Origin of the sequence: Bacteroides sp. DH3716P, assembly GCF_025914115.1 — a bacterium.
In the GTDB taxonomy this organism is placed as follows: Bacteria; Bacteroidota; Bacteroidia; order Bacteroidales; family Bacteroidaceae; genus Bacteroides; species Bacteroides ovatus.
In genome coordinates this window covers 3,794,766-3,813,334 of the sequence record NZ_CP083673.1, presented here as the reverse complement: position 1 = coordinate 3,813,334, position 18,569 = coordinate 3,794,766, and the positions used below count along the sequence as shown (strand labels likewise).

17 protein-coding genes and 3 pseudogenes are annotated in these 18,569 nt (G+C 46.4%); 10 read left to right on the top strand and 10 right to left on the bottom strand.

The window, feature by feature from the left end:
• Together KQP79_RS14310 and KQP79_RS14305 are read left to right on the top strand one after the other, a co-directional pair.
• Window positions 1-355, top strand: a pseudogene (locus KQP79_RS14310) (hypothetical protein); the annotation flags it as partial.
• A gap of 581 nt (window positions 356-936) precedes the next feature.
• A complete protein-coding gene (locus KQP79_RS14305; RefSeq protein WP_004318675.1) occupies window positions 937-1,503 on the top strand; it encodes a DUF3575 domain-containing protein in 567 nt (188 codons plus the stop codon).
• A 7-nt stretch (window positions 1,504-1,510) separates the two neighbouring features.
• Here KQP79_RS14305 and KQP79_RS14300 read toward each other — a convergent pair whose 3' ends face one another.
• Entirely contained in the window at window positions 1,511-2,023 is a 513-nt protein-coding gene (locus KQP79_RS14300) for a hypothetical protein (protein ID WP_171033839.1), read from the bottom strand.
• 419 nt (window positions 2,024-2,442) lie between these two features.
• On the opposite strand from KQP79_RS14300, the gene KQP79_RS14295 reads away from it, so the two are divergent.
• The 7 genes from KQP79_RS14295 (at window position 2,443) to KQP79_RS14265 (ending at window position 10,352) form a co-directional block, all read left to right on the top strand.
• Complete coding sequence (locus KQP79_RS14295) at window positions 2,443-3,270, top strand: hypothetical protein (protein WP_225693909.1); 828 nt, start codon at window positions 2,443-2,445, stop codon at window positions 3,268-3,270.
• Window positions 3,271-3,378: 108 nt separating this feature from the next.
• On the top strand, window positions 3,379-4,539 hold the full coding sequence (locus tag KQP79_RS14290) for a hypothetical protein (RefSeq protein ID WP_004318672.1): 1,161 nt from the start codon (window positions 3,379-3,381) through the stop codon (window positions 4,537-4,539).
• Window positions 4,540-4,777: 238 nt separating this feature from the next.
• On the top strand, window positions 4,778-5,701 hold the full coding sequence (locus KQP79_RS14285) for a FimB/Mfa2 family fimbrial subunit (protein ID WP_004308149.1): 924 nt from the start codon (window positions 4,778-4,780) through the stop codon (window positions 5,699-5,701).
• A 47-nt stretch (window positions 5,702-5,748) separates the two neighbouring features.
• A complete protein-coding gene (locus KQP79_RS14280; protein WP_004308148.1) occupies window positions 5,749-6,657 on the top strand; it encodes a fimbrial protein in 909 nt (302 codons plus the stop codon).
• Window positions 6,658-7,164 (top strand): hypothetical protein, encoded by a 507-nt coding sequence (locus KQP79_RS14275; RefSeq protein ID WP_004308147.1) that lies wholly within the window; start codon window positions 6,658-6,660, stop codon window positions 7,162-7,164.
• Between the two features lie 54 nt (window positions 7,165-7,218).
• Window positions 7,219-8,109, top strand: a complete 891-nt coding sequence (locus KQP79_RS14270) for a hypothetical protein (protein WP_138343250.1) — start codon at window positions 7,219-7,221, stop codon at window positions 8,107-8,109.
• Between the two features lie 83 nt (window positions 8,110-8,192).
• Window positions 8,193-10,352 carry a BACON domain-containing protein gene (locus KQP79_RS14265; RefSeq protein ID WP_004308145.1) on the top strand — a complete coding sequence of 720 codons (2,160 nt, stop codon included), beginning with the start codon at window positions 8,193-8,195 and terminating at the stop codon, window positions 10,350-10,352.
• A gap of 1 nt (window position 10,353) precedes the next feature.
• On the opposite strand, the gene KQP79_RS14260 is transcribed toward KQP79_RS14265, so the two are convergent.
• From KQP79_RS14260 to KQP79_RS14235, 6 genes and pseudogenes are all read right to left on the bottom strand, one after another.
• Window positions 10,354-11,328: a transposase gene (locus KQP79_RS14260; protein WP_224202418.1), complete on the bottom strand. Its 975-nt coding sequence runs from the start codon at window positions 11,326-11,328 to the stop codon at window positions 10,354-10,356.
• A gap of 130 nt (window positions 11,329-11,458) precedes the next feature.
• Window positions 11,459-11,638, bottom strand: a complete 180-nt coding sequence (locus KQP79_RS14255; RefSeq protein WP_224263081.1) for a transposase — start codon at window positions 11,636-11,638, stop codon at window positions 11,459-11,461.
• Between the two features lie 62 nt (window positions 11,639-11,700).
• A complete protein-coding gene (locus tag KQP79_RS14250) occupies window positions 11,701-11,970 on the bottom strand; it encodes a hypothetical protein (protein ID WP_004318665.1) in 270 nt (89 codons plus the stop codon).
• Window positions 11,971-12,003: 33 nt separating this feature from the next.
• A complete protein-coding gene (locus tag KQP79_RS14245; protein ID WP_004308143.1) occupies window positions 12,004-13,209 on the bottom strand; it encodes a hypothetical protein in 1,206 nt (401 codons plus the stop codon).
• A gap of 346 nt (window positions 13,210-13,555) precedes the next feature.
• The gene (locus tag KQP79_RS14240) at window positions 13,556-14,680 is read right to left on the bottom strand and encodes a helix-turn-helix transcriptional regulator (RefSeq protein ID WP_004318663.1); all 1,125 of its coding nucleotides are present in this window, start codon (window positions 14,678-14,680) and stop codon (window positions 13,556-13,558) included.
• A 207-nt stretch (window positions 14,681-14,887) separates the two neighbouring features.
• Window positions 14,888-15,337 (bottom strand): annotated as a pseudogene (locus tag KQP79_RS14235) (DNA methylase); the annotation flags it as partial.
• A gap of 10 nt (window positions 15,338-15,347) precedes the next feature.
• On the opposite strand from KQP79_RS14235, the gene KQP79_RS14230 reads away from it, so the two are divergent.
• Window positions 15,348-15,509 (top strand): hypothetical protein, encoded by a 162-nt coding sequence (locus KQP79_RS14230; protein ID WP_004314566.1) that lies wholly within the window; start codon window positions 15,348-15,350, stop codon window positions 15,507-15,509.
• Between the two features lie 274 nt (window positions 15,510-15,783).
• Here the strand turns inward: KQP79_RS14230 and tnpC are convergent.
• From tnpC to tnpA, 3 genes and pseudogenes are all read right to left on the bottom strand, one after another.
• Window positions 15,784-17,369, bottom strand: a pseudogene (gene tnpC / locus KQP79_RS26030) (IS66 family transposase).
• Between the two features lie 82 nt (window positions 17,370-17,451).
• A complete protein-coding gene (gene tnpB, locus KQP79_RS14215) occupies window positions 17,452-17,796 on the bottom strand; it encodes an IS66 family insertion sequence element accessory protein TnpB (protein WP_074759520.1) in 345 nt (114 codons plus the stop codon).
• A gap of 4 nt (window positions 17,797-17,800) precedes the next feature.
• Complete coding sequence (gene tnpA / locus KQP79_RS14210; protein ID WP_004308135.1) at window positions 17,801-18,235, bottom strand: IS66 family insertion sequence element accessory protein TnpA; 435 nt, start codon at window positions 18,233-18,235, stop codon at window positions 17,801-17,803.
• Window positions 18,236-18,569: the final 334 nt, after the last annotated feature.

The following is an 18,569-nucleotide window of genomic DNA, read 5'->3' as shown; positions in this document are numbered from 1 at the left end:
AAAGACCTACTATGAACGTGAAAATACAACATCGCAACAGTCAGTCATATTTAATGAAGTAAAGCAGATAATTACAGATTTTGCAGAAAACAATGGCATACTGCAAGAACTGGAAAAAATCGTAAACACTTGTCATGACAATGCCATGTACAAGCTCAAGGAAGATTTTCCAACTATGAAAGCTTCCGACACCAGGTTATTATGCTATATTTTTGTAGGATTTTCACCGCAAGTAATTAGCTTATTCATGAAGGATACGGTGGCTAATGTATACGCTCGCAAGTCACGGCTCAAATCACGTATTAAATCTACGGAAACAGCTAATAAAGAATTATTCTTAAGCCTTCTGGGATAGGTATTTCAACTTTATACTAGGTTCCAATGACTAATGCATCATCCGGTAATTAAATCTAGAATATGTTCAGATTGTTTTTGCCATAATACCGGAATGATGTAATTGTAGAATGGTTTTGTCATGGAGGTAAGCCATAACAGGTTTAATTCTCCTGGGAGGTATGTCCGGAAAGTATGAAGATGCTTTCATTATAATATCTGTTACTATTCCAGTCAATTGTCAGAAACTTATTGATTGCCCTATATTTTTTAAGGTTGTAAATCATCTGTTAGCGTCGTGTTAGAAAAATAAGAAGAACGAAGTCTTTATGTTTCTGTATTATAATGTTTTATGCAATGCGGACGTTAGATTTGTGGTTTCATTTTGTAACTCGTGATTTATGTGTTATTACTTTTGCAACCAGGAAAAACAAAACAGATGTGATAATATAAAACTGTTTCTTGTTCATTAAAATACTTCATTTTTACAGGTTGCACGTAGAATAAGAACAGTCTTATTATGATGACACAGCTTTTCATCCGTTTACTTTGGGTGCATGTTTTGTTTATCCACTTAAAGTTTGAGTTATCCTAGTTTGAATTATGAATTTGAATAGAAAAAAGTACTTTTTATGTTTTGCCTGTGTCTTGGCCTGCCTTGTGTATTCAGACAAGGTTTCCGCGCAGTTTTATTCTGTCAGAACCAATCTGGTGGGTTTAGGTACGGGGAATCTGAATGTGGAGGGTTCCATGGCTTTTTCCACGCATTGGTCCGCCCATCTTCCCGTACAGTACAATCCTTTCCGTCTTTGGGATGACGGCAAGCTTAAAAACTTCACAGTCCAGCCTGGTGTGCGTTATTGGATGCGCGAAACTTACGGAAGGGGTTGTTTTATCGGGCTCCACGGTGTGTTCTCCATATATAATGCGGGTGGTCTGTTCGGACATCGCTACCGTTACGAAGGCACAGCTTTCGGCGGCGGGCTTTCTGCGGGGCTGGTGCGCCCCCTTTCGCGTCGCTGGAATCTGGAGTTCGAACTGGGTCTCGGTGTTGTCTGGGCCGACTGGGAACGTTACCGTTGCGTGAACTGCGGTAAGCGTACCGGCAAGGGCTCCGGTGTCTATGTGACACCCACACGTACCGCCGTTAATCTGGTTTATCTTTTCTGAAACCATCTTATCTGTTGAAACAAGATATAAAAAGTTGAATGATGAATAAGTATCTCAAATCCCACATAACGGCCGCCGCTTTCTGCGCGGGAGTGTTACTGGCCGTGTCCTGTTCCACTTCCCGCGAACCGCGGACTATGCGGCTGTTTATGCAGTCCGGCCGTCCTAATATTTTTCTTCCCCACGAGGAGAGCGCACCTTCCGGAGTGCTTGCCGAACAGGTGGGGTTCACCACTTCTTCGGACACTCTTCCCGGTGAGTTCGAAGAGGTCTCCGACAGTACGGATGACGTATGGAAAACCATACACCTGGGCGGTGTTGACATCGTCGCTGCACGCACGGTCGTCAAGCAGGTCACCATGCGGGAAGGTTCCGTGCGTTTGGAATTCAATATCCATGTCCCTTCCCTCCTGATTGACAGTTGCTGGCGTGTCACACTCACCCCGATGCTCTGCACCTCTGACAGTTCAGGCTTCCCGCTACCACCTGTTGTGCTTTCCGGTTCTTCCTTTACCCGCATGCAGGAAGCGGACTATAAGGCGTACAGGCTGTTTCTTAATGGAATTGTCGATCCTTCGGCTTATGATAGTGTGTATCTTGACCGTAAAGGCATCAATAAGGATATCGCCTGCCGGCAGAGGTTCTTCTATGAACTTTACGGCAAGGAGCGCGACCGTCAGCTTGCCTACGAGAAGTGGAAACGCCTTGCCCTTGAACGCCAGAATTTCTGGAACACGCGTACGCAGGCCAACCGTGCGACACTCCGTCACCGCCTGGAACGCAAGCGGATCGAAGAAAGCGTACGGCGCTATGTGGCTGGTCGTGACACGCTCGGGTTGTGGGCCTCCTATGACCGTAAATATCATCGTACGGCCTCCTTTTGGCCGATGTACCGGCTGGAACGCGAGCTTACCGCCGATCGTGTACCTTCGAAATTCCGTGACCTTTATAACGGGGGGGCGCAGCCTGTCCAACATACACAACTATGTCCTCACCGCCACCGATTCGATGGACATCTCCCGCCACCGTTATTTCTACGACCGGATTGCCGAAAATGAGATGAATGACCGTAACCGTGATGAAATCCGCCGGCGTATGATTCCCTTCCCCTATATCGACTCCGTGATGGTCCGCCAGAATTCGGATTCAGTTTCCGGACATGATTATATCTACAACTATGTATATTCTCTGCCCGTCACCGATGGAATGAAAAAGCTCCGTGTGCGGCTAGAGTCTATCGTGGAAGCCACCGACCGCAGCACATGGCGGCCTGCCGCCTCGGACACGCTGCTCTTCATTGTGGCCTCGCTTAGCGACCTGGTTGACCGTTCCGCTCTGGACCAATATGTCATAGCTTCTGCGGAGACAGACTCTCTTGCGGCAAGCGGTCCCGTATATACTCCGCAGGGAGAAGAGTATGCCGAAGCCTTGCGGCTCCTTTCAGAGCGACAATACCGGCAAGCCTTGCCGATATTGGAAAAACGGCCTGACTATAACACCGCCCTTTGCCTGACACAGCTCGGTTATCATAAAGAGGCTTCCGCTCTTTTAGACCAGTTACCCGTAGATTCCCGCAAGGAATACCTGCATGCTGTGGTAAGCGCCCGGCAGGGCGATGATTACTTAGCAGTGGAACATATGCTTGCGGCCTGCCGCATGAATCCCAATCTTGTCCTGCGTATTCCCCTGGATCCGGAACTGTCGGACCTCATTCCCAAGTTCTTCGGGCTCCGTATGGAACTGGACAGGATAGCGGAAGGGAAATAGTAAAAAGTAGAAAGAACAAAACAGGAAAAAAAGTATAAGTACGAATTAAATATTAACAAGTGTTTTATTAGTGTTTATTTTTTTATTAACAATTTAATTACAATGATTATGAAAAAAAGTTTGTTAAGCGTGTTTACAATGGTTGCTATGGCTGCAGCATTCACCGCGTGCAGTAACGATGACATCGAAGTGCCTGACGTAAAGAACGGGGAAGCGAGAAGCGTATTCATGAAGCTGGAGTTGCCGACGCTGACGAGATCGACCGAGCCTCCTGTAGCCTCGGGAACGGTTGCTACGGTAAGTAATCTGCATGTATACTTCCATGACGGGACCAGCATTCTGAAATATGTGAACGCGACTACAACCACTCCCATCACGATTGCGAATCTGACTACCGGTACCCAAATAACGGATGTACCCGCGGCGGCTACCACTGTAACGGTATGTGGTAATATTCCTGCCGGAACTTCATTGCCTACAGGTGGAACCGTAGCTGCATTGAAAGCTGTACAACTGGAAATCACAAGCCAGTCTGCAGTTGCGGATGTGGTGTTGAGCGGCGATGACAAACCCCTGCAGACATGGACTACCGGTAGTCCGGCCCTGCCTTATGCCCCTGGAATAACGGACGGTGACAAGTATGCCGAAGTGGAAATCGGTCCTGCCGTGGCACGTGTCGAAATCGAAGGTCTGGCGACTACGGCCTCCAGTGCGGTGGATGGTTTTACGCTGGAAGGAATCTATGTGAATAACTTCTTTGAAAAGTTCAACCTGGCCGGTACCGTTGTGGGAACGAAAGTACAATATGGTGCTACTCCTGCTGCCTATGCTCAAGGACAGGGGCTTTACACCCCTGCTAACGCTGGAAAACTCTTTGACCAGTCTGCCGTCGCTGCTACAGGTATCCCAAAGGAAGTCATTCCGCCAACTGCAGGGCAACGTTGGGCATATCAGGTTGTTCCTAACGGTAACAGTACTGACGCGAACGAGCAACTCCAGCTCGTATTTAAGTTGAGTAATTTGGCTGCTAAGGCCGGCAGCAGCGTGAATTTCGGCACAGGTGACCAGTTTATCACCGTGAGAGGATTCAAAGATGGCAGTGGCAATATTGTAGAACTGGAAAAAGGAAAGATTTATACTATCTCGAAAGCCGACTTTACATTTGACGAGAGCAACCTTTCCACAATACCTAATACCAGTGCTGTCAGCGTTTGGTTGAAGGTGACGGTAAAAGCCTGGACGGTCGTTCCTGTCAAGCCTAATCTCTAACTGTCATACCATCAAGGTATATTGTATTTGTTTGTTTCTTTTACAAGTCCGTTTGCGTAGAGGAGATTTTTAGCTCATTTTACTAGTTCACCAGTTCCTCTCGCACGGCGGAATGTAAGCAGGTCGTGGGTGTCTTTTGCCCTGACCTCACGACCTGTATTTCTATAACCTGTTAAATCATAACACGTATATTCATATAAAGTCATAACCACAGTTATTCACCTAAAAGATACTACGCATGAAATTGTATAAAGCTATACGCTTCCTGATGCTTTCCGGTATTTTAACCTTAGTCTTGTCGAGGTGCATCAGGGAGTCCCTGGAGGGCTGCCCTCTGGATACCCTGTTACGATTTACCTACAAGCCTCGCGGCTCTGCCGCTGACCTTTTCGGAGAGCGTGTTCAGAGGGTGAGGCTGTGTGTGTACCGTCCCGATGGCAGTATTGAGCATATGCAGACGCTGGAGAAGAGTGAACTTGACCGTTTGCAGGGTGTTGAGATGTATCTGCCGCAGGGAAACTACACTGTCGTGCTCTGGGCGAATGCTTCGGATGCACAGACCAAGCTCGGCGGCTTTTCCGAAGGAGAAACCATAAGGAACCTTTCCGCCTCACACCCGCATGCGGAGACTTCCGCTTCCATCCCCACGCTTGATCGGCTTCTTTTCGCTGTCACGCCACTTACGGTCAGTGAGCACGAGACTGGAGACCATACTGTCAATTTCAGCCCCGGCACTATCCGTGTAAGTCTTCACCTTGATGGTGTGAGCGTGCAGCCTGTGGTACACATCACGGGCATGGAGTCAGCCTTGCGACCGGTGTTCGACGAAACCTCGGGCACATGGCGTCTCCAGTCCGTAAGCCGGAACAAGACATTCCAGCCTGCCGTAGCATATGATGTCACCAACCGCCATGCTAATGCCACGACTGACATCCCCCGTTTCAAGGCCGATACCCCCGGCATGGTGGAAATTATCGATCCCACCACGGGAAACCATATCGTGCCCCCGATTTCGTTGGCAGGGCTTATTGCCCGCTACCACATACCGATGGAGGAAGATATTGAAGTAACCATTCCTATCGAGATTACCTTTACAAACGGTCATGCGAAAATAACGATCAGGAATTGGGAAAATCAGAATGTAAAACCCGGAGGAGTGTAAAAAACGCACCGGTCAATCATGAAATGCAAATCATAAAACAATATATTATGCCAAGTAGTTCAATCATCATACCGTTCCGCAACCTGCTGTCGGTCCTGTTATTACTGCCGCTCGTACTTTCGTGCCGGCAAGACGAACTCATTCTTCCTGTTCCGCCCGTGTCCGGCAAAGGTGAGACGGCCGAAGTGACACTTTCTGTCAGGATTCCCGATTTCCGGGCGGCGAATACTCGTGGTGTAGACGAGAAAGGGATAACAGAGATTACCGTACTGATGTTTGCCGATGAAGGCGGTACGGAGAAAGTCAAGGTGAAATATGATATTCTGGGCAGCTCGTTGCATACACTTTCAGGCTCTTCGGATACGAAATACTTCTCTGTGCCCGTTATTGCGGGCAGATACAAACGTATAGCTCTCATAGCTAATGCCCAAACAGAACTGGCAAATATAACAGCCGGTTCCACCTATGATGCTCTTAAGCAAGTGGAAGTCGTGGGTAGGTTCGGACAAGAAGGTACGGGCACATACATACCCATGTACGGCGAGCATGCCCCGGCGGGAGGCTTTGAACTGAAAGCCGGTGTGTCGCAAACCATTGCGCAGGAAATACCGCTTATCCGCATGCTGGCGAAGGTGGATATCATCAATCCTACAACTTCGGGAGCCACGACAGCTGCGGGAAAGGTTTACTTCGTCAATTCCGTAGGCAACGGACGCGTTTGGGTAGATCTTGCTACATACAATACCACCGCTTCACAGTCGGGATACATGACTCCCACACTGCCTGCCACATCGCAGCCAGCAGTCAGTGGCGGGCACCCGCTTGAGGGAACTGCAAACACCGCATCTCCGAATGTCATCACTTATTATTTGAATGAACAGTCGGCTATCTCCGGCGGCAGCCGTCCTTGTATAGTTATAAATCTTGCCTATCAAGGAAGAGAATACTACTACTGAATGGATTATACATGGGACGGTATCAAGGGCGGTGGCACGAGTCCTTACGAAAAGGGTAAATACATGCCCATTCTGCGCAACCACCGCTATATTTTCACCATCAAGGAAGTGAAAGGGCCGGGGTTTGCCACTTTGAACGAGGCTGTAACCAGCCCGGACAACTTTACCAACCATAACATCGTAGTAGTGCCCATCGTGATAGACGCATTCACAGATATAACGTTCAATGAATCGGGGCATTTCTTGGCAGTGACCCGAACGGCGATGACACTTCAAGGCAAGCACGATGCCACAAGCACACAGAACAAATTTTCTGTGCGCACCAATTACCCCAGTGGGTGGAAGGTCGGTGCCTATAATGCCGACGGAACAACAATTTCAGTTTCTAATTCATGGCTGAAACCCAGTCAAAACAGTGGGGCGGCTGGCGCCACTCTCACCAATCCGGTTACGGAGGAATTGCAGGCCATCACGAATGGCAAGGGATTCAAGGATGGTTATCTGTAGATACGGGCTGGACGACTTTATACTAAAATCAATATTAAGCAGATCGGTACGCCTTTGGATTATGTTGCCGAATATAACCTCGCCGGTGGCTCTATCTATAATTCTCCTTTCATTTCTTCCGTTCCTCCGGGTATTTCTCCCACTGCAGCCCAGACTGACCCTAATCTTCATTGGGCTTCGAGCCATAGCAATGCCCAATCCGGTTATTATAATTGGTACGTGCTCACAGGAGAGAATAATGATACTTACAATCCAAATGCCAAGAAGCTCTTTGATGATGTCTTTTTTAAACTGGGGCATCCCGGTTATGGTTACCACCTGCCTTCCCGCTGGGAGTTGACGGGCGTTTTCTCCTACAGCGGTAATACCCAATATGATTCCCCTACTAATACTTCTAATGTCAACGAGGCTATTGAGTTCGGTGGCATCAAAAAAACTTTCGCCAACGATTATTTCTCTTCGGGTAACGGTGTTTGTTACGCTCTGCGTTTCAAACAAGGTACCGGTAATCCTATCGATGATTCTTCCCTATCCGATTTCCCTCTTGCTACTGATAATAATATGGTTTGTGCTTACCGTTACACCCGCGTGGGTTCGTTTGCCAACCATGACTTTACTTCCCTATTGAAAGTGGATTGTGTTTACTTGGGCAGCGCATTTACAGGAAACATTAGCACTATCAATAATGATTCTTGGTGGGATAGCCATACTTCCGAGGCTGTCGTTCGTATTTTTCCGGCTGCCGGTTATATCTCCTTCCCAACGTTCATTTCGAGTGGTTTGCTCGAAGCCCGAGGCGAATATGGTCGGTATTGGTCGAGCACGGAGTTTCCCAGCCTCCTCGGCAATGCTTGGAACGTGTCTTTCTACTCGTACTCTGCGTTCGCGAACTACAGAGACGTTAAACACCACGGGTTTTCCGTTCGTCTGTTCGCCGATAAATAAGTAAGACGGTATATGACCGATGCAATTTAGTTTGTAAGAAAGTTGATATAAAAAATAGATATATTACTAAAAAAAGAAGAAAAATGAATATAGGATTTCAGACTTCCGGTTTATCCGGTTTCACCCGTGTGGCATATCTGTGGAGGCGACATGCCTCAGCTGTGCTGTGGATTGCAATGGCGGCGCTCCTTCCGACCGCTTGCAGTGATGATGCGGAGCAGTCGGTGCCGCAAGCGAACGGACATACAGCCGTTATTTACCTGAACTTTAAAACCGGTGCTTCAAAACAGGCTGCTGAAATGAACACCTCGCAAAGTTCCGAAACGCGTGCGCCGCTGACACGTGCTATAGATGAAAATGGAATCAATACTGTAGATGTACTTTCATTCAAGGTTGATCCTGCAGATCCTACGAATATAAAGAAAGGTACATTCTTCTACCGTGCACAGGGTACATACGATATCGGCACACAAACCGTACGTGTACAGCTGATGGGAGCTCCCGAACATCAGACACTCGTGGTGCTTGCCAATGTCCGTGAGCAGGTGAATACCCTTGCTGCTGCATTCGGAGAACAGAAAGAGGGGGTAATGAACCGCCTGGCATTCGATGTCGGAACGGATGCCGCACCCGACTTTACGAATGGCATACCCATGTGGGGCGAGCTTCCCAACCAAGCGGTGGGCGAAGGTTTCTCTCCCTCTGGCGCTCCCCAAGAGGTGACGATGATACGTGCGGTAGCTAAGTTCACGCTTATCAATCCTCTTGAATCCGACCTAAAAGGCTTTTTCTATTATTACAACGATCTGCGGCTGTACAATTACCGGGCAAAAGGACGCATTGCACCGGACAACTATAATGTGACGGGCAAGCAAGTGAATACTCCCACCGTACCCGTCGGGGCACGGCAGACACGGGGTACATTCACCTCATTGAACAGCGATGTGTCACCCGGGAATATCGGTATTTTCAACGGCTCACAAAAGACGTTCTACCTGTGCGAGGTGGACAACAAGAACCGCCCCTCGGGCGGGAATGCGCTGGACGACCTTTGTCTGGTTATGCACGTGAAGCCGTATCTCACCGGCTCTAAGCCGTCGGTAGACGGTTACTACCGCCTCGACTTCAAGGACTACGGTTCGGGAGTGCCGATGGATATTCTGCGTAATCATGAATATAAAGTACAAGTGGAAAGTGTGGACGGGTTGCCGGCCCAAACTCCCGAGGAAGCTTTCAAAGGAAACCATACCCTTAAATGCCGTATCGTGCCGTGGAACGAGGTACAAGAAGAAGTAATAGTACGAGGGAACAAACGGCTGACGGTGGACAAACGGGTGTTCGCTTTTGACGGTGATATCCAAATAGGTGTCGCTTCATTACCCGTAAATATAACTACAGAGAATACCAATTGGCAAATAACCGGAAAACCTTCATGGATTTCACTCAGCCAAACCTCGGGTACAGCGGGAGTACCAGCCACGGTTACTATTTCGGCAAACAGTAAGAACTTTACCCAGAATATGCGTAGTGCTGTCCTTTCCATACGAACAGGAAATTCTGCTAACGAATTGGAATATCGTTTGCATGTAAGCCAGCAACCAGCTTGTGGTTTCGGAAATTCCATGAAACTTATGCGTATCGGTGGCAGTAACTATCAGACTACCCGTATGGGTAATGGTGGTGTTTGTTGGATGATAGACGCCAGTAGGGAAGGAGGTCCTAATATGGCTGCTCGTCCTCGTTCATATTCTTTGGCACCAGCTATGGTCGGACCCATTTATTATGGCAGTATTCCCCAACGTGCCTGCCCCGATGGCTGGCGACTCCCTACGGCTTGGGAGGTTATTAATCTGATACAGTCTATAACAGGCTCTTATCCTGTTGTATTTACTCGATTGATAGAAAGCGGTGCGGGAATAGCTAAGTCTTTTCCAGCCATATCTGCCCCCGATGGTGGATATGAAGAAGGCGTTTTAGCTATCTGGACACAAACTCCAATGATATATTCATCACCTCAACGACATTCTCCTGCCTCTGTATTACATACAGGAATATATTGGAATCCTGATATCGGAGCTGGAAAAACAGCGCCCACATATAGGGTTAATCGTAATAGATGGGCCTTAATGCATGGTGCCGGTAATGACATTCATAGTCCGGCCGGGTTACCTGCAGGGTTTAATGAATATTATGGTTATCATTATCTGCTGGGCGGTAGTGTCCGTTGTGTGCATGACCAGTAATTTAACCATTAAACAAACAGCACCATGAAACGATCAACTGTTTTAGTCTTTTTGTTTGGACTGTTTTTGGGGGGCTGTGGCAGTTCCCGTCAGGGCGGTGAAGAGGCGGAAGTTGTGCGACATTACGAATGTCTGCTGCGCGCCCTTGCAACAGATGATTCATAACTCTGGCGTTATTTTCATCTATTACATCTTGATATTCACTTCTTTCTATTACTCTGCCATTTTGATTTTGAGTACATTTTTCTCTTATTGAGCAATTTACACAAGCTGATGTTTTATATACTTTTGATCTATAATTGGGACGGATTCTCCATTTCCCTGTTGTTGTCATTTGTTCTCCACAAGGGCAGATATAATAATCTCCGTCATTTATATAATGAAATTCAGCCAGTGGTATGGAATTCGAATTAGGTGATGTTGATGGCATAGGCGATGAATAAGTACATATTCCTGAATATTTACAGGCTTGTAGTTGGTCGCCGCTAGTATAACCGGCATCGCTAAGTGTGTTGAACGAATCTAATTGTAGTAGTTCCTGGACGGTCAATGCCGCTGTTGATAGTTCTCTTTTATCAGTTGATGCTCCAATATGAGAGTGAACCAATAATTTGTGTTTACTATCAAAGGCTGCTTGAACCGCATATTCAACTCCTGATACATTATTGGTTAACATTAATGCTCTTGAATCTTTGTCTGTTAGACTTATTTGAGTATCATTACTATTCTTCAATTCCGTATCAAGAGTTTCGTATTTCTTACGCCTGTCTTGTTGTAATTTAATCTTAGATTTAAGAAGTTCTTTTTCTTCTTCTTTATCAGTCTTATCTAAAGCTACTTCAAATTCTTCAATACGGTTATCTATATATTCAAGATGTCTGTCTATCTTCTTTTGTGTATAATTGTTTCTGAGACTATTTTGGGCAAATATCTTGAAAGAATCTATACCTATGGTTTCGCCTTCTATCAGACCCATATCCTTTAGCATAAGGACAAACTGCCTAAAGACTTTTCTAAAAGCCTCCGCATTATTTTTTTTTAAATAAGCAATTGTCCGAAAAGAGGGCATTAAGCCTCCTAATAGCCACCATAATTCCACATTTACTTTACAGGAAGTGTTCCAACTTTCTTGATGATCTTATTGAGTGCTTATAACCATATAAATACAATTTTAGTAATGTTGCAGGATTATACGGTGGTCTCCCTTCTGATTGAAGTTTGACATGTTTAAACCCAAGCTCATCTATAGGCAAGATATCCACAAATAAATCGATAAGCCTGCTCATCACCAAGAATGTTTTTCTCATAATCCAATAACTTTAGAAATTATTAATATCAACGTAACAAATCATTCATCTTTCAGATCGACAGTCGGCAAGTTAAAAACTTTTTCGATGCCAATCCAGCTTTCTGCCGCATCATCAAATAGCGTTTCATATTGATCATGGAATCCAAAAAGGTCACTAAAGAAATATGTTTTCAGTGTTGGATACATGCTTACTTTCCATTCGTTGTCAGCTCCATCAGGTACAGAAATAATAAAATCTGTGGACAAGCTACAAGTGGTTATCCCGGCCTTAGCACCTCCATTGACAGCACTCGACGCGTAACAAAACATATTAAAATGTGAAGAAGGTTCGCGTAAATTAAACTACCACCTAAGCTGTGGGCTTCCTTGGGCCGGATTGGTTCTATTGATAACTTCAATATCATTTATTGTTTCCGTATGGCTATTGGAAATGCTTATTCCTCCTGAAATCTCTGGTCCAGTGACACTGACACTTCCTCCTAACTCGAAAGAGACACTGCTGGTATAAGAGCTCTGGCGTTCTGTAGTTTGCGGGGAATGTGCATGAATAATGGCACCATTCGGGTGAACCGGAGCGAATTCCAAATTTACGTCAGTCAGGCAAAAGCCATACCCTTTCATTTTCAGAGTACTGACCTTGGTATGCCATTCTCCATAAAAAGAAGGTTCTACATAGGCTATAAAACCCAGATTTACCAAATAAAAATGTTCTTTCCGGTCTTTGCTATAAGCGGTCCATATCTTAGCTTCTACTTGAAAATTATCGGTTGTCCCTTTACCTTCATGTCCATGAACAGGAGGTGCGGTATAGCTATTTTGACCGATAACGATATAGGCAGATATCAAGTTTTTCAAATCCGACGAACCGTTTGACGGAGCTTTCGGTTCCAGGGCTCTTTGTAAACTTTGACTTGTCATGTCGCAATGAAATCCCTGCCCGTATTCATTAATCGTCTGTACAGATTCTTTGCCATCAGCTCCGGTAGCAGTACTGAGCGCATTGAGCTTGGAATAGAATCCGCTCGCCGACGGAAGCGGTCCAGAAAATACCCACAGCGGCAGTTCGTCCGAATAAGACTCATCTTCCTTCGCATAAGGATTATAGCAATCCAGCAACGTGCAGACGGTATTAAAATCCTCGTTCGTTCCTCCCTCCATCATCATCACGATGCTCCGCTTATGGAACATATCCTTGATGTCAGCCAGCAAATCGGTATCCGACTGAATCCGGTCAATGTCCTGCCGGGTAAAGAAGAACGCGTCGCCAACCTCCATCTTCTTTCCCGGAGCATAAGGAACCGCCTCCTTGTAACGGTTTATCATGTTCTCGGATATCATATGGTCTTCTTTGCTCCAGAACGAAAGGTAATAAAGCGTGTTGTTGTGTGTTACGCCTAACTGGTCGGTAGTAGGCAAAGGATCAGTTAGTTTCTCGGGATCATTTACATTGTCGGGGGCGTAGTCATCCTCGTCATCGCCGCACGATGTAGCTACCGCAAGAACCATGTAGCACAACAATAAGTAATGAAGTAAATGAATCTTTTTCATGACTTTTTAAAGGAGAATCCTATTGTTTGTATTATTCAAATTCAAGCTGTAGAACTCATTTGCCGCTTGAAATAGAGTTGTCTTTATTTGAAGTTATTTGGGTAGCATTTTCTTTTACACACGTTAAAATCACCCATAAAACCCTGTTTTACTCTTTTTGGAGATGACGCAGGCTCAACCGACAAGTGCAAAATAAGCGAAAAGATTTAAATTCAGCCCGATTCTTGCCTATAAAAATTGTCTCAATTGTCAGAATCGCACATCTTTGTGGTTTAGAACATTTTAGTTTTGTAGTTTAGGCTATTTTTTGTCGTTTGGGCTATTCCTCCATCCATAACACACCGTATTATTCCGCCTCTGTTTTCCTCCATTTAGGGGTACAGCCCGCATTTTCCTTGAACAGCCTTATAAAATGGCTTGGTGACAAAAAACCGGATTTCTCGGAGATGTCGGCAACCGTCAACCTCGGATATCGCGCAAGCAGACGTTTCGCATATTCTATACGAAGTCCGATAATCCAATCGCGGAACGACATGTCATACGTAGTTTTGATGTACCCGGACAGGTAGGTACGGTTGGTATGAAGCACATCTGAAAGCTCCTTTATGGTAAGGCCGGGCCGGATATAACCGTCCGCATCGATACAACCTTTGATTTTTTTCGCTATTTCGGCATGGAAAAAAGGAGTATCCTGCCTCTGTGCCTGTTCCCGGTTTGTGGTGTCACACAGGTCTTCCTCTTCAGAAGTCATGCCATCTTCCATCGCGTTTTCCACCTGTTCGTAAAACAGCAGATAGTTCAGATAGCAAAGGAAGAGATAAATGTAAAACGGTACCGATGACAGAATCCAGATATAGACGTATTCATCAGGCAGGAATGTCAGCAGTCCGCATCCCACCCCGAATGTGACAGCCCAGTAGGTGAAAATGGAAAGCCATTTGATATAGGCACCGATGTCGTCCGCACGGGTGTCATCGAAAATGCGGATGACCCTGTGATAGGCCCGGAGAAGCCTACGGGTCAAGAACAGCCCATAGATAACCAACCATGCGGCCAAGGCAAACATCACCGTTGTCTGTAAACCACCTTTTGGTAACAACAGCAGAACGATGCCGGAAAGGATGGAAAACAGTATCCATAGACAGATATGCGTCCGTAACCGACGTTTGGTGATATAAAAGCGGTCAAGCAGAGTGGTGAGGGCCGAACTGAACAACCAGTAGCACAAAAAATAGGTGGACAGGTTCATCAGGATGGCGGCATCGGTATTCTTGAACCTGATTCCAAAAAAGAAATGTACCGAATAGTTGGCGGCAAGTAACAGTATGGCTACCCCCATAATTCGCCGGGAACGCAGATAATTATTGAAAATGGCTTTTTCCGAGGTTGGAGCCAACAAAAAATAAAAGCCGAAGAACAACATCAACGGTAGCGCAATACAAAGTGAATAACTGTATATAGATGGTTCCATTTTATTATGCCTAACTATTTTGAATGCAAAATTAGCGAAAATACTGAATATATGGCGGATTTGCCATGACGATTTACTTTCAACACCCTATTTTGATATAATCGAGGGCTTGTTGTATGGTATCCTTGCCATTATGTCATATTGATGGAAAAAGCAGGAAAAGGAATGGTATGTTCCCAATCCTGCCATATATATCCGCACACTCGTTCACATTTTTATACCTTTCGGTTTGCACTCGTCACGGACGTTGAATCCCGGCCGCCCGATGATGATGTGGTCGGCAATAAAATTGCCAGACGGACTGCGTTCATTCACCGAGCTGCGTATCTGCGGCACATCTTCGGTGTGTTGTGGAGATACGTTTCGTACACCTTCCGCATCCGGTTTGACCTCCTGTCCGTCATTCTCCTTTTCGGCGACTTCGGGCGTAGGCGGCTCAAGCTCCAACTGTATCTTTCGGTCGAGTGCTGCAAGTTCGGACTTCAACTGTTTCAGTTCGTCCTCCTTCTTCCATACCTTCCCGGCTATCTCCTACAACTGTGAGACCTCCTTTTCCTGCACCTCGTTCTTCGCCTTGTACTGGTCAATGATGGACGGAATCCTCTCCAATGCGTTCAGGAAATTGCGTGCGGCGGCTACCGGGTCAGCCATCGCCAGCATGCAGCCTATGTCATACAAGGATACTGATACTACGGGAGAACCTGTCGAGCATGTGACAGAACCGGACAAGCAAATTGCGCATTCGGCTCTCGGTGACTACGGACCATTCAGTGTGAAATATGCCACGAAGGACTTTCTCAGCTACGGGAACAAAAAGTTCCGCATATAGATTCTGATTTTGCTTGTTACAGATGGAAGCAACGGCAATATGCCAGAGGAGGCCGGGCTATACAAAAAATAAGGGGCTGTACACATGCGTCAGCTCCTTGTTTTTAAGGGGTAAGCGACTGCTCAACTACATCTTGTGCATTCAATTTTTCAGTGGGATGCACTCCATTGTAAGTGCATCTCAATTTCCATATACCAACTTATCTCAGGGTTGTCATTGAGTGTCAGTCTCGCTTTTTCCCGTTTTTTCCTGCATTTTCCCGGAACTGTCCTGATTATTTTCTCCATACATCCGGTAGCAGTTCCTTCAGGTCTCTGTCTGATTTGGGAGCCAGATAATAGGGGAGTTTACTGATCACATCATTCAGCCACTCTCTGGGGTTGACACCACGTTCCTTACATGAGCCAAGCAAGGAACAGATTATAGCCGTATTCTCAGCCGCTTCGTGGTTTCCGCAGAACAGCATGTTCTTTCTTGATATGACCAGTGGCCTCAGGGCATTCTCACAGCGATTGTTGTCAATGAAAATTCTTCCGTCATGGAGATACGGTTTCATTCTTGGCAGCAGGGAGTAGGCATAGGCTATGGCTTTTCCCATAAGACTTCGTTTTAGAACTTTAGGGTATGTGTTTTTAAGCCAGAGTTCAAAGCTGTCAAGCATCGGCTTGGATAGACGTTGGCGTAATTCAGCACGTCCTTCATACGGGAGTTCCTGTTTATCCGCCATGTATTCCACATTATACATATCCTGGATAAATTTGAGTCCCTGCATGGCATATTCCAGATTTTCTTCCTTGCACAGCTCTATATGTCTGCGGATATGCGCGAGACACCCACACAGACATACGTCCTCCCCATCCTCAAAGGCGTCATAAATGGGATGGCCGTCACTTTGGAGATATCCTTTGAAGTTTTTCAAAAGCCTGACCGCAACTTTTTGTGAACGCGATCCGTTGTCGTAATGGAAGAAGGCAGACGCGGCACAGCCGCTCGGACTATCCAGATGTATTCTTTTACGGCTTTATGCCTGTCGTGGTTTATAACCGGAAGCGTGGTCTCGTCAACCTGGAAGTAATCTGCGGCCAGTACTTTCTTCCTGAGTTCCAGATAAAGTGGCCTGAGAAGCTCGCAGACCGGTCTGAACCAGCCGTCCAATGTGTTTTTGGACAGTTTCACACCCAGATGTTCCAGCTGTTTCACTTGTCGGTAGAACGGGACATGATATTCGTATTTCTGTAAAAGGACCTCAGCGAGCATGGAAGCCCCTGGCATACCTTTATATATGGGCATCAGTGGCATGGGAGCGGTTATTACAGCCTTTTCTCCGTTATCAACGGCCTCCATTTCATTTTTCAGGGCGTATGTGGGACGTACCGTGTCTTTCACATAGAGGTAGCCGGGTTTCATCTCAAGGGTCCTGGTATGTTCCTCGCCTATCTTGACGTATCTGCTTAAATCGACATTCTCCGGTTCGATGACGACTGTTACAACCGGAAGGTTATCCATGACGACCCGGTTACGGCGCGGCGTTTTATTGGCGGCCCGGGACTTGGGGACGGTAATCTGTTCAGCCGCCCTGCTCCGGGCATCTTCGATTTCCGCCTCTATCTGTTCCAGGTCGCCATAGTCAAAAGGGAGCTTCGGGTCTCCGTTATCGACAGGCTTGCATTTCTCACTCATCTTTCCGAACACCTTCCTCTTCAGCCATGCCAGGGAGGCGTTCAACTCAACTATCGTACCCCGGAGTTCTTCTATGGTCCTTGCCTGGGCTGAGATGATCTCACTCTGTTTACGGTTGATATCCAGCAGCTGTTCCATTGAGGGTTCCACAGCTTGTCCGGTTGCATCTTCTTTTGCCATTCAATATCTTTTTTTTGATGATATAAAGATAGTCAAAAACAACAAGAAAAACAAGCCTTCAAGCTGTTTGTTTACAACTGTTTTACCAATGCTTTTTCAAATTGGAAAGCCGTCTTTGCCTGCCTTTGCTGACATCTTCATTGATGCCTTCCACCATAACGACCAGGTCACTCCAGGTCATGGGGTAAGAACGGGTGGCAGGATTATAGGCGGGTATCTTGAAGGTGCCTTCTTCAAGCAGTTTCTCATAAAGGACCAGACCGCCCGGTTCGGCATGGAGCAATTTTATCTTGGTCCGGAAACGGTTGTAGAAAATGAATACCTCCCCACTTCTGATGTCGCCTCCCATCCTCTCATGCACAAGGCCGCAAAGAGTGAACATACCTTTCCTCATGTCCGTATAACCGGGGCACAGGAAATATCTCATGCTGTCATTTAGGCAGAACATTGGCATTATATATTTTAGAGATCAGATTCAGGGCAGCTTCACAGCCGGAAGACCCTTTAAACTTCAACTTCAATCCGTTGGGTAATTCCAAGGATATTTCAGAGCTGTCCTTTCCTTTCAAGGGAAAGGGGACGCTAGGCTGGGGAGATGGCAGGGGAGCCTCGTGAGATATACCGGGGGATGGCGTGTCGCCATTGATTACTATGGGGACAAAGCTGTCTTTAACCCCTAAGCGGGAGGCTTCTGCCAATAACTCCCGCTCCGTTATACCGTATTTTTGTTTCCAAAGATAGAATCTACTACGGCTATAACCTTCATTCTCACAAAAATCAGCAATGGACAAACCACTCTGCTGCTGACGGAAAAGAACGGAGATAAATTTTTCTCTGCTCATCATGTGTTTACGTCGCTGCATCATAGGATATTATTTTTTTTGCAGCAAAAGTAAGGAGGGAAAATGAACTGTAGAAGATGTACTTACTCAGGCGCTTACTTTAAGGGGATATTCGACTTTTAGCCCCCAAAAAGATCAATATTGTTATGTACAACCGTCCAACCTGCGGGTAAAGTGCGCAACTCGGATCTGGACAGCAAGCTGAAAAGAGGCACAAGTATGTAGGCAACCCTGTTATAGCACCGGAATCTGCTGTGTCGCATGAATCAACCGTAGTCCCCGTGAAAGGCATGGCTATACCGCCAAGGGCTGTGGATGAAGTCGCAATGCGGAAAGCCGTCCTTTCCCAGGCAGTTCT